Raw genomic sequence first — 12061 nt, 5'->3', positions numbered from 1 at the left:
GGGGCTATACGGGGCACTTGCGACTTTTGTTCGTAGGTATTTTCTCTAATATACCCGTCATTGTCTAATGGTGTCAGAAAAACGTGGATGATTCCCGGGTTCTTCCGTCAAGAACTGTCATTATTTTTACATCAAATGGTTGATAATGAGGTTTAATTAGCTTCCATAATATACAAAATGCATATGAAGTCATAAATTGAAACTTAGATCCGAATAGTTTAGTAAGAGAATAAAGAGGGTAAATAATTAAGGAGGTGATAGAAATGGGTTATATTCTACCAATCACTCAACATGAATACACTCAATATGCTAATCGAAAGTTGAAGACTGGGGTATCTCCATTTGTACTTCCACCAGTACCTAAGGTATCATTGGAAAAGAGACTTAAGGACGATAACCGAGAACAGTTAGAGCTTGAAACATCAGAGGAACTTTCAGTTGTTTCTCCAGCGAGTAAGGTTAAAAAAAGTTATAAACCAAATTATCAGCTAATTTCATTAATTACAGGTAAAGGAATCAATATAAACGAAGTTATATAAAGGTTGAGGATATAAAAAATGGAATTAATTGAGATATGCAGAGATACTTATTATTTTAAATCTGCGGTTAATATTGGATACGTTCACCTTAAAGAACAGGAAAAAGGTATGCTTATTGATGCCGGATTAGATTCACAAAGTATGAAAAAGGTTATAAAAAAGTTAGAGGAAAAAAAGCTGCCTTTAACTCACCTTATTATTACACATTCACACGCTGACCATTATGGTGGTGCCGCTTACCTACAATCAACTAAAAACATATACACCATTGCTCCTCAAATAGAAGAGGCAATATTAAGAAATCCTATTCTTGCTTCAGTGGCTTTCTCTCATGGAAATTATCCAATAGAGGAAATCCGAAATAAATTCATTGAAGGACAAGCTTTAGAGATAGACGAAGTTGTAGATGAGGGGAAATATGAAGTAGATGGATTTTCGATAGAGTTAATTTCTCTACCAGGACATAGTGTTAACCAAATGGGTATACTAATGAATGATATCTTGTTTGCTGCAGATTCATACTTTGGTATAGAATCTTTAGATAAACATAAAATTCCTTATATTATTGATTTAGAACAAACACTCTCGTCTTTGGACAAACTTAGTAATTTGAAGTGTAGTGGAACTGTTCCGGGTCATGGAATCTATGAGGAAAATTTTCAAGAGACCGTCCATGCCAATAAAAAAGTACATCAAGAAATATTGTCTTCAATGAGAGACATTATTGACAGTTATGATGATAATGGAATTAGTCATGAACAGATTGTTAAGCAAATGTGTGACCGTTGGGACATAAAGCTTTTCAACATGACTTCCTTCGTCTTATATAGGACGGCAATAACAGCTTATCTAACTAAATTATATAAAGACCAACAGGTTACATTAGAAATAATTGATAATACCATAAACATTAAACAAAAAAAAGAGGAGAAGCTCAGTACTTAATTACATAAAGCGCTTCTCCTTCTGACCATTCTGCATAAAGACAATCCCGCACTCGATTACATCCATGAACTTGTAACTGACTTAGTACCCACGATTTTTCTACGCCAGCCTCTTTAATGTTCTTCTCTACTAATTGACCATCAGACACTAAAGCTAAAGGTAAATGGACTGGATTACTCTTGATATTTAGGTCCTTTTTAGTTGGTGTATCAGAATCCGTCTTCTTAAGCACACTTACTGTCCCATCCGTCTCTAAAATGGCAAATTCCACATCTCGAATTGAAAAAATATCTTTTTTTCTTAGAAGGTTCTGAAGCTGATCTAAATCTAATTTATTTTTCTTTAAACGTTTATAGTTTATTTCTCCTCTTCGTATAATGAGAGAAGGAGAACCCTCTAGAAAATATCGAGATGTAATAAATTTCTGAGTGGTTATTTCAGTAATATAAATAAGTGCCCCCCAGATCAGAACTGCATATATAATTTGGAAGGCACTAACATCCTTATCATGAATAGCCCCACCGACCAATTCTCCAAGAACTAAGGCGGAAATAAAATCAAATGGTGTAATTTGTGTTATTTGTGTCCTGCCAAGAGCCCTTGTAGTAATCATCAATGAAACGTATCCAACAACTAACTTTATTGCAATACCTGTGAATTCCATAAAAGTCACCATTCCTCTCATTATTTAGACTGTACAGGGAGTGATGAAATTATGAGTACTTAACATACTGATTTGCGAATCAATCTTTATTCTGTTAGGGAAACTAATATGAAAAAAGGGGAGGAAAGTATGGGTCCTGTCGTTGAAATTATTTATACAAATCTCTTATCACCATTAATTTTATTTTTTATCATTGGAATTATCGCTACCCTCGTAAACTCTGACTTAAAAGTACCAGAAGCATTCTATACAGGATATACCATGATTATCCTTTTAACGATTGGGATTAATGGTGGCAGGAAGTTGAAAAATGCTTCTTTCAACGAGATGTTTATCACGATTTTAGCCGCTTTATTTTTAAGTATTGTTATGCTAGGTATCACGTACCTTCTCGTAAAGAATGTTTTTAAGTTTGACATACCTAATTCATTAGCTTTGGCTGCACATTATGGTTCGGTGAGTGCAGTAACCTTCGTAGCTGGACTATCTTTTCTTGATAAAATGATGGTTTCCTATGAGGATTATATGCCTGCCATACTGGTTGTTATGGAGGGTCCCGCTATTGTGCTGGCAATAGTGCTTTACAAAATAATGATGAAAAAAGATAGTGATTCTACTTCTGGTTTAGGCGAAGTGTTTAAAGAGGCTTTTTTTGGAAAAAGCATCTTTTTACTTCTTGGTGGAATCGCTATTGGATTAATTGCCCATCAAACGGAGTTAGCCAAAATAGAACCTCTATTTGGTGATTTATTTTATGGAATTTTAAGTATCTTTTTACTTCACATGGGGATGATTGCTACTCAGCAGGTAAGGGATTTAAAAGGAATCAAGTGGTATTCTTTTGCTTATGTTTTTATATTACCGCTTATTGGAGGGGTATGTGGAATCTTAGTAGGTAATTTTATCGGATTGTCTATAGGAGGAACTTTCATACTTGGAGTACTAACCGCGAGTGCCTCATATATTGCTGCACCGGCTGCAATTGAGCATTCCATCCCAGAAGCTAATTCAGGGGTGTATATAGGTTCGTCATTAGGTTTGACGCTACCATTTAACTTGATCTTTGGTATCCCATTTTATTTTTGGTTATCAAATTTTATCGTAAGTTAATCCTGGAGGAGGGAGAAATCCCTCCGCGCCTTTTCCACGTTCTCCCATAACAAAAAAATTGCTACTAAAAGTAGCAATTCCTCATTAAACTTCTTTTACCATCGTTACATGTGGGATCCCCGCATCCATAAATATATCTGAAATAGTCTGGTAACCAAGTTTACTATAAAAGCCTTCTGCATGTGTTTGGGCATTTAACTTCAACTTTTTATAGCCTTTTTCCTTTGCAAGCATTTCTAAATGGTCCATTACGTGCTTTCCAAGACCAAGATTTCGATGTGAAGAAAGTACACAGATTCTCTCCATTTTACCACTACCATCCACATTTCGTAATCTACCAGCTGCAATCGGTTGTTTATTGTCATCATACATGACCACATGAGTACACTCTTGTTCGTATTGATCAATTTCTTCTTCTTCAGGTACTTGCTGTTCATCGATAAATACCAAACGTCTTACTTTTAGTGCGTCATTAAATTCATTATCATTTGTTACTACTCTTACGTTCAAGTGTTAGCAATCCTTTCCTAAGTGGAATGTTTCATGTACAGTCCAAGACCCATTTTCTAGTTGATATAATAATTGAAAGCGATCAATCGTTTCTTCAAAATTGATATTTAACATTTTAAGCGAGCTTAGTACATCAGAATGCTCATCATCAGACAGATTTTGTGCGATTGTTATATGAGGAACATAAGCATATTCACGCTCTGTAGGGAACACTCCTGTATGCATTCTGTTATGTAGTTCTTCTAACTCTGGCTTAGCCTCTACACCGAAATAAATAACATTATTTACAGGATGAAAAGAACTAACCTTATACACATTCAATTTAAATGCTTTAATATCTGCTGCGATCTTATGTAGCTCTTCAACAATCGTTGTAATCTGATTCTCAGTTCCCTCAAAGCCACTTTTTAATGTGATATGTGGGGGAATTAAGGCATAATTGGTGTCATAGCGCTTTCGATACGAATTCGCATAATCTTGTAGCTTTTTTGATGGAAATACTGCAATTCCATATTTCACAATGTATACCTCCCTAAAATATTTAAAATGATGAATTAGTTGTTTTGTAATTATTATAACAAAAATTTAGATGATAACCCATCGCTAGTCGTTGAGAATATAGTGAAGAGCATTCTTTAAGTCAGGTTGCCAATAGGTCCAGGTATGATCTCCTTCAAACTGATTAAGGAGGGCCTCATAGCTCTTATTTTTAATTAGCTCTGCTAGAGATCGGTTTGGTGTAACAAAATCCTTTATGGTTCCATCGGTTGTTTTAACATCAACTTCCTTCGTCCCAAATGTATGATAAAGCTGTAAAAGATGTGGTGAAGGGAAATTCTCTACTTTAGTTAAGACGGTTTCATCTACATAAGGTGACTGCAAGGCAATTTTTCCGAAGGTATGAGGATATTGTAATCCTGCTAATAACGAGATGGTTGCACCTAATGAATCACCAATGAGAACTCTCCCACGACCCATTTGATAGGTAGGATATTGATCATCAAGGTATGGTACCAATTCGTGTGCTAAAAAGCGTATGTAGGCATCCTTCTGTGAACCATCAGGGTGATATTTATCTTTTCGATCTCGTACATTGCCGTAGGGAATGCCTACGATGATAGTATTTGGAATTCGCTTCTCCTGAATAAGCTCCTCTGTAACCCGTGCAATTCGCCCCAAATTAAAATAATCCTGTCCATCTTGGGCTATAACAAGATGATATTTATATAAAGAAGAGTAATTCGAAGGCTTATATACGAGTAGTGTGAGTTCCTCTTGAAGAGCATTGCTGTAAATGGTTATCTCTTCTGTCCTTCCGATGTTGTATTCCACCTAGTTGACCTCCATTCATTGTAGCTTTTGCATGTTATCAAAAATTTAAGCAGCTACTTTATGTTTTATAAGTAATTAATATTGTAGCATAAAAGATTGTTTTGTCAGTAAATTTGGACTTTTTATTTTAACGGTTATTTTCAAAAAAAACATGATGAATTGACAAGGTTTCTGCTATGTTGATAACTCCAAAGGAAAAAGCATCCTGTCGACGTTTATCTGTAGGTGATCCAGGATTGAAGAGAGTAATAGCATTCACCTGCTTTAAAATAGGTATATGCGAATGACCAAATAGGATGATATCGACTTGTTCATCGGTAAAACTATTTAATGCTCTGGCCTCAGTCGATCTTCCTTTGCCAAGATGACCATGAACAAGGCCAATTCTAATACCATGAAATTCAAGGATTTTTTTAAAGCCAAATAGATTGATGATTCCTTCATCATCAAGGTTACCTGCAACACCATCTATGGGTGCAAAGTTTTTAAATTGAATATATGTATCCATATTCTGCCAATCCCCGAGATGGAGAGTGTAATCAGTATTCTGTAATTCCTTTATTAATTCTGTTGGGAGTTCCCTTGATTTTTTTGGCATATGGGTATCCGCTATAACAAGAATTTTCATAATTCTCCTTAATGAAGTGCTTCGTTTACTGATTGTAGATTTTGTATCTGCAATTCACCATGTGGTGACAAGGGATTAATGGTAAGTTCATAAAATTTTTCATCATAACTGTCTAAATATAGTTCAACATCCTTGTTACCACCTAAATACCATCGATTATTCTCACTATTTGCTTTTCCATAAACAATATCAATCAATAACTCCGCTCCTAGATCATGTATGAATGAATCAAAGATGAGACCTTCCGCATTATTATCAAGCTCATGAGATAATTTAACAGCATATTCACTGCTACTAAAGTAAGAAATTGGGATTTTATAGTGATGTTTTTTCATAGATGTAAGGATCCTCTCTTATGATTTTTACTTAGTTTACTGCAACATCCAACTGTTATGTAATAAAGTGAAATTAAATGAGGAAAGTGAAAAGAGCAACATGGTTACCACGCTGCTACATGATGTGGAGATATCCGTTTTGCTTGTTTAGGGAAAACAGATAAAATATTTTGTAAGGAGAAGGTTCTGGTTGTTTTTCTTAAGTTACAATATGCTCTTATATAGTAGGGAGTCACTTCTTTTACATGAATTACCCGATGAGACAGTTCTCCATTAGAAGCTAAATATATAATCTCAGCTGCCTGATCTTTTTCTAATAAACGTTGAAACTGTAGTTGAAATGTGTTCATGTTATTACCTCAATATTATTATATGGGAACATTTGTTTGGTATTCAAGTTTTTTATAACTTTTAAATACTGAAAATAATGGAATTGACTTTTTAAACTAATTTGGGTATATTATTTTTACATTACTATTCTGACTTGTTAGCTCAGTGGGAGAGCACTTCCTTGACAGGGAAGGGGTCGGGGGTTCAAGTCCCTCACAGGTCATCAACAAAAGACCCTTGTGTAAGTTGAACAAGGGTCTTTTGTTTTACCTATTTTTCGACGTACCACTTACTAAAACATCCTCTACTTCTTCAATTATCTCATCAACCCAACTCTGTAAAACATGCTTTTCAGTTGCCGCAATTGGATGCGGAATGGTTATGAAAGGATAGTCAGGAATTCCTTGAGCAACTGCCATTGCTCTACTTGATGTAATAAATGGTAGAGTACTCACTACAGCGGTAGGGACACCAAGCTTTTCCATGATGATGCCATCGAGCAAACTGCCCGAGCTACAGGACCCTCAGTCACCAACTCCAGAGATGATAAAGTCACATTTATTTGCGAGTAAGACCGCTTCATGTTCATTAATTCCATGAGAAAAAGAGGCTTTCTTATGAATAATGATATCTACTAATTGGTACTTTTGGCTGAGCCTGTTTGCGATTGTATTAATAATTGTGTCAGAGTTCATTTTACCGTTGTCAATCAAACCAATCGTGCTACCATTTAACGGCTTATTCCTAGCCGCCATCCGAAATTCTTTCCTACTTGGACCAGACGTCGGGTTATATACATATAAACTCAAATATTAAAACATCCTTTCTCGACTAGTTTTAAGGTAAGACCAATCACCGATTGGTTAACACTCGTGTCAGGTAAAACCAGTTGCTGATTTTATCGATTTTGTGACGGCTTTTGATTGGTTGTAATGAAACCACCCAGGCATACAAGCTGAGAATCTACCGGCTTCTCCGCCAGCAACCATAAGTAAAAGATGTTCTGGTGTAGATACTGCTTGAACAAATTGTTGATCATCTCCCAATTGGACGGGTGCTTCGATTATTCCACCATTTTTTAGATCCTGTACCGATCTTACTGCATATTTAAATAGAAATTCTTGCACACTTTCCTTTGTCCATCCTTCATTATGTAGATGATGATAATGCTCAGGACAAAACACGACAGCCATTTCAGTATCGCTACCAATGTTAAAGCTTCCTAGTGGTGTCATACGATCAGCCATTGTTTTTAGGATGTTTTCACCCTTCAATGCTCCATGATTTTGAATTTGATTGGGACCTTCACAAGCAAAGACGGTCACAGTATTATCTTCTTTTGTAAACCCCCTTTGAACATGAAGAGGTGTCCAGTCTGTTTCTTTTTCCGCAAAGCAAAAGCTATACTTGGCGGGGGTGCCTAGAGTAGAACGATCAAATTCAGGTGAACCACCGACGTTGATGATTAATAATCTAATCGCCCGACCAATAGTCGCATTTGCTCGGTTGCCGGGTCCCAATGCATTGGAGTTAGCATTTAAACCAATTTTACCTGCGATGGGTCCATTCACTGCAATCATAATGGCCGCGCCATGTGTACTAGCAGTTGGACCATGCAAACCAAATTCAGGTTCTGATATGGCTTGAACGGCGGCCATTACGATTGGAAAGTAACCTGGCAAGCAACCAGCCATTACTGCATTAATCGCAACTAACTCTGCAGTGAAAACACGACCTCTTTCAGGAATAGATCCCACTATTGTATCCGCTTTCATGTTGACGCTCTCTAACATTTTTTTTACTCTTTCTTCTGTAGGAGGAACAACAGGAAAGCCGTCAGTCCAACCTTTATCATAAAAGTATTCCATTGCGTCTAGTGCATCTTTTGTTTCGATTTTGTCTGCACGAAGCACGAATGCTCACCTCACTTCTTATAGTCTACTAGAATCTTCTTTCGTTTTATTTCAGGTAATAGTATTTCTACTTAAAACATATGAAAGGAGGTAGTTAATCAGTACACTAGCTATTCTTACTAGACTCTTGTTCTTTCCCTAAAAGCAACAACTACACAGTCACAAAAAAGAGCACCAAAAAAGCCCACCTTTTTCTTATAAGGAGGGCTAAAGAGTTAAGGGCTTATTTATTAAAATGCTTTTTAATAAATTTTTGTTCCTCTTGAGGCGTTAAAACTCGAGTTGCTTCACCGATATTTCCATTTTGTAATTTCCAGATTGCATTGTGGTCTTTATCAGCTTGTGAGAAGTCATCATTAGCCCAGCGGGTAAGAATCCTTAAATAGAGGTCGGCATGGTTTAGCTCTGATTTATGTAGTTCGACTATTTGAATTAATCTACTGATTCTTTCTGGGGTAATTCGGATTGTTCCCCATTTCTCATCAGCTTTAACTTTTTGATGGGACATGTAGTGAATGGCATTCTGTATTTGATATTCTTGCATTTCTAAGGGGAAAATTTCCTCCACAGCTTTTTGGTCATTAACGATGTTTTGTGTTAAGGTTTTGCGATGATCCGTTTCATCCGTAAAATCACCAGCGAGCTGTTTTTGTTGTACATTAGTTGAGGCAGCATTGCTCCAAAACATATAACCGAAAATGGCAGCCATAACGATTGTGGCTATACTTACAACCTTTATCTGTAACTTGTTCACTATGTACTACCTCCTCAATATTGAGACTACCTACAATATATGAATAGGGAAGGTCATGACCTTCTTACAACACATTTTATCATTATACCATAATTAGGAAATTAAGGTTGCTGTTTTTCCGTCTTAAAATGAGCTGAAATTTTTATTGGATTAAAAGAAAATACTGAAATAGATTTGCCATGGTTTATACTTGTAATACAAATTATTTAAGTGGGAGATCTAAAGGCTGTGAGGCCTCCTACAAATGATTAGACATAAAGAAAAAAAGGAGAGATTGTATTGGTTGAGGTTAAGAACATATTTTGCATCGGAAGAAATTATGCTAATCATGCACTGGAGCTTGGGAACGCTATTCCCACATCACCTATTTTATTCTCAAAGCCAACTCATGCACTAGTAAAGGCTGATGGAAGCCAGATAAACTTTCCAGGTGATCGCGGTGAAATTCATCATGAGTTAGAAATAGTTATACATATTGGGAAAGAAGTAAATGAAGAATTTGAGGTTGAGGATGTAGTAGATCAAATTGCTTTAGGAATAGATTTTACACTGAGAGATGAACAATCAAAGCTTAAGGAAAAGGGTCATCCCTGGTTAAAGGCTAAAGGCTTTCAAAATTCAGCTATAATCACAGATTTCTGGAAGTTCCCTGGGGTTTCAGCATTAGAAGAAGTGGATTTTTCCTTGTTAAAAAATGGGGAGGCTGTACAAGTCGGTAATATAAAAGATATGATGTTTGATTTTAAACAAATTATTCAGGAATGTAACTATTACTTTGGTCTGAAAAAAGGTGACATTATCTATACAGGTACACCTGAAGGAGTCGGTCCTATCCAAAACGGTGATACCATTCAGTTAATGTGGAATGATGATGAAAAAGGTAATTTTAAGGTTCAGTTAGATTAAGGAGGTTAAGGAAGGCATTAAAAGAGGCATCTGTGGAAGGGGTTTAATACTTAGAATGGCTTGGAGTAATTCCGAGCCATTTTTTGTGCTTGAGAAATGTCATAGAGGTTCTCTAAAAAAACTGCTGTTTTTGAGTAGTTGAAAACAACAAAGGATCAATCTACCAATCGTTTTAGTAGATTCATTTTTTCGTGTGAACTAATTAAAATACTAAATTAAAAGTATTTTGTTAAAATTCAGATAATATTATTGACATCGTTTTCATATATTATTACTATTCAATTAGATGTAGCAACTAATACCTAGTACTAAATCTGAATAATTGAGAATTGGAGGGAAATGTATGAACAGTATTTGGCTAGCAATCATCGGAACCATTGTGTTTTTGTTAGGCTATCGTTATTACTCCAAGTTTATCGCAGAAAGAATTTTTAGGTTAGATCCCAACTACGTAACACCTGCTCATCAGTTTAATGATGGAGTAGACTTCGTACCAACGAAGAAAACGATTTTATGGGGTCATCATTTTACCTCTGTAGCGGGAGCAGCACCAATAGTAGGTCCTGCAATTGCTGTTTACTGGGGCTGGTTACCTGCTTTATTATGGGTATTACTTGGAACAGTATTTGCAGCAGGTGTTCATGATTTTGGAACATTAGTGCTATCAGTTCGTAACAAGGGTCAATCAGTTGGAACATTAGCTGATAAATTAATAGGGAAACGAGCGAAGCTATTATTCTTATTTATTATTCTAATTCTAGTATTAATGGTTAATGCCGTATTTGCTTGGGTAATTGCTAACTTATTTATCAAATTCCCAGCAAGTGTTATCCCAGTATTTATTGAAATTCCGTTAGCCATTTGGATTGGGTATACGGTTTATAAGAAAAAGGGAGGAATGCTACTTCCATCCTTAGTTGCCTTAGCAGCCATGTATGGAATGGCTGTTGTTACATCACTTGTACCTGCACTTCAAATTGATTTAGTTAGTTATTTTGGAGGAGCAGAAAATACAACGCTGTTTGGCTTAAATGGTGTATCGTTAGCCTTCTTTGTTTGGATTATCATTTTAATGGTGTATTGTTACATTGCCTCTGTTTTACCAGTTTGGAAGTTATTACAGCCAAGAGACTATATTAACTCCCATCAATTAGTTGTTGGTCTTGTTGTTATGTACTTAGGATTATTTGTATTACGTCCTGAGATCACTGCACCGGTTACCAATTTTGATGTTGCTGATAAGTCATGGTTACCTTTATTATTCATTACGATTGCTTGTGGAGCTATTTCAGGCTTCCACGGACTTGTATCTTCTGGTACTACATCTAAGCAGCTGAATAAAGAGACAGATGCTCGCTTTGTAGGATACCTTGGTGCTGTTGGAGAAGGTTTCCTAGCGTTAATTTCAATTATTGCGTGTGTAACGGTGTTTGCCAATATTGGTGAATTCAAAGAGGCGTATAGTAGCTTTGGAGCAGCCAATGCAGGTGGATTAGGAAACTTCATCAATGGTGGAGCACAGTTAGCAACAGGAATTGGTATTCCTGCTGGTATTGCTGGTACGATTATCTCTGTAATCGTAGTAAGCTTTGCTGCGACTACACTTGATTCGTCTGTTCGATTAATGAGATATATCATTGCAGAGCTAGGTCAAGAGTATAAGGTAAAATCGTTAACGAAAACGCATGTTGCCACTTCTGTTGCCGTTTTTGCTTCTGCTGCATTAGTTCTTATACCAAAAGGTCCAAATGGATTTGGCTCCGGAGGTTACTTACTATGGCCTTTATTCGGAACATCAAACCAACTATTAGCTGGAATCAGCTTATTACTCATTTCAATCTGGCTTAAGCGTTTAGGAAGAAATTACTTAGTTACCTTTATACCAATGGTATTTATTCTCGTCATGACAGTGTGGGCAATGGCTCAACAGGTATTATTTGAGTGGTCTGGTCTTGGGGCAACAGATGCAAACTTACTTCTATTCGTCTTAGGTAGTATCATTTTAGTGTTTGCCATTTGGATTGTTCTAACTGCATTCAAGGAGCTTTCAAAGAAGGATGATCCAGCTAATATTAATACAAATATGTAAAATAGT

General features: G+C 36.2%; 15 protein-coding genes and 1 tRNA gene. 6 read left to right on the top strand and 10 right to left on the bottom strand.

Features of this window, described 5'->3' with window-relative positions:
* The first annotated feature begins 263 nt into the window (after window positions 1–263).
* Together G4D63_RS02360 and G4D63_RS02355 are read left to right on the top strand one after the other, a co-directional pair.
* Complete coding sequence (locus G4D63_RS02360; protein ID WP_163177292.1) at window positions 264–539, top strand: hypothetical protein; 276 nt, start codon at window positions 264–266, stop codon at window positions 537–539.
* Between the two features lie 18 nt (window positions 540–557).
* Complete coding sequence (locus tag G4D63_RS02355) at window positions 558–1484, top strand: MBL fold metallo-hydrolase (protein WP_163177290.1); 927 nt, start codon at window positions 558–560, stop codon at window positions 1482–1484.
* Here G4D63_RS02355 and G4D63_RS02350 read toward each other — a convergent pair.
* The gene (locus tag G4D63_RS02350; RefSeq protein WP_163177288.1) at window positions 1474–2148 is read right to left on the bottom strand and encodes a DUF421 domain-containing protein; all 675 of its coding nucleotides are present in this window, start codon (window positions 2146–2148) and stop codon (window positions 1474–1476) included. The genes G4D63_RS02355 and G4D63_RS02350 overlap by 11 nt on opposite strands.
* A 129-nt stretch (window positions 2149–2277) precedes the next feature.
* Here G4D63_RS02350 and G4D63_RS02345 point away from each other — a divergent pair, with 129 nt between their 5' ends.
* Complete coding sequence (locus tag G4D63_RS02345; RefSeq protein WP_163177286.1) at window positions 2278–3258, top strand: sodium-dependent bicarbonate transport family permease; 981 nt, start codon at window positions 2278–2280, stop codon at window positions 3256–3258.
* A gap of 84 nt (window positions 3259–3342) precedes the next feature.
* Here G4D63_RS02345 and G4D63_RS02340 read toward each other — a convergent pair whose 3' ends face one another.
* The 6 genes from G4D63_RS02340 to G4D63_RS02315 form a co-directional block, all read right to left on the bottom strand.
* Window positions 3343–3768 (bottom strand): GNAT family N-acetyltransferase, encoded by a 426-nt coding sequence (locus G4D63_RS02340; RefSeq protein WP_163177284.1) that lies wholly within the window; start codon window positions 3766–3768, stop codon window positions 3343–3345.
* A 3-nt stretch (window positions 3769–3771) separates the two neighbouring features.
* Window positions 3772–4287, bottom strand: coding sequence for a 2'-5' RNA ligase family protein (locus tag G4D63_RS02335; RefSeq protein WP_163177282.1), 516 nt, complete (start codon window positions 4285–4287; stop codon window positions 3772–3774).
* An 84-nt stretch (window positions 4288–4371) separates the two neighbouring features.
* Window positions 4372–5100 carry an alpha/beta hydrolase-fold protein gene (locus G4D63_RS02330; protein WP_163177280.1) on the bottom strand — a complete coding sequence of 243 codons (729 nt, stop codon included), beginning with the start codon at window positions 5098–5100 and terminating at the stop codon, window positions 4372–4374.
* A gap of 127 nt (window positions 5101–5227) precedes the next feature.
* Window positions 5228–5728: a metallophosphoesterase family protein gene (locus G4D63_RS02325; RefSeq protein ID WP_163177278.1), complete on the bottom strand. Its 501-nt coding sequence runs from the start codon at window positions 5726–5728 to the stop codon at window positions 5228–5230.
* A gap of 8 nt (window positions 5729–5736) precedes the next feature.
* The gene (locus G4D63_RS02320; RefSeq protein WP_163177276.1) at window positions 5737–6063 is read right to left on the bottom strand and encodes a hypothetical protein; all 327 of its coding nucleotides are present in this window, start codon (window positions 6061–6063) and stop codon (window positions 5737–5739) included.
* Window positions 6064–6167: 104 nt separating this feature from the next.
* On the bottom strand, window positions 6168–6413 hold the full coding sequence (locus tag G4D63_RS02315; RefSeq protein ID WP_163177274.1) for a hypothetical protein: 246 nt from the start codon (window positions 6411–6413) through the stop codon (window positions 6168–6170).
* A gap of 131 nt (window positions 6414–6544) precedes the next feature.
* Here G4D63_RS02315 and G4D63_RS02310 point away from each other — a divergent pair.
* Window positions 6545–6616 (top strand) — tRNA-Val (locus G4D63_RS02310).
* A 43-nt stretch (window positions 6617–6659) separates the two neighbouring features.
* Here the strand turns inward: G4D63_RS02310 and G4D63_RS22010 are convergent.
* The 3 genes from G4D63_RS22010 to G4D63_RS22230 form a co-directional block, all read right to left on the bottom strand.
* Window positions 6660–7202, bottom strand: coding sequence for a UGSC family (seleno)protein (locus G4D63_RS22010; RefSeq protein ID WP_273701396.1), 543 nt, complete (start codon window positions 7200–7202; stop codon window positions 6660–6662).
* A gap of 66 nt (window positions 7203–7268) precedes the next feature.
* On the bottom strand, window positions 7269–8306 hold the full coding sequence (locus G4D63_RS02295) for a hypothetical protein (protein WP_163177268.1): 1038 nt from the start codon (window positions 8304–8306) through the stop codon (window positions 7269–7271).
* 223 nt (window positions 8307–8529) lie between these two features.
* Entirely contained in the window at window positions 8530–9060 is a 531-nt protein-coding gene (locus G4D63_RS22230) for a DUF6241 domain-containing protein (RefSeq protein WP_163177266.1), read from the bottom strand.
* Between the two features lie 279 nt (window positions 9061–9339).
* On the opposite strand from G4D63_RS22230, the gene G4D63_RS02285 reads away from it, so the two are divergent.
* Window positions 9340–9966, top strand: coding sequence for a fumarylacetoacetate hydrolase family protein (locus tag G4D63_RS02285; RefSeq protein WP_163177264.1), 627 nt, complete (start codon window positions 9340–9342; stop codon window positions 9964–9966).
* A gap of 343 nt (window positions 9967–10309) precedes the next feature.
* Window positions 10310–12055, top strand: coding sequence for a carbon starvation CstA family protein (locus G4D63_RS02280; RefSeq protein WP_163177262.1), 1746 nt, complete (start codon window positions 10310–10312; stop codon window positions 12053–12055).
* The last annotated feature ends 6 nt before the right edge of the window (window positions 12056–12061 follow it).

The sequence above is a fragment of the Bacillus mesophilus genome, from assembly GCF_011008845.1.
GTDB lineage: Bacteria > Bacillota > Bacilli > Bacillales > SA4 > Bacillus_BS > Bacillus_BS mesophilus.
This window is presented reverse-complemented; position numbering and strand designations above follow the sequence as displayed.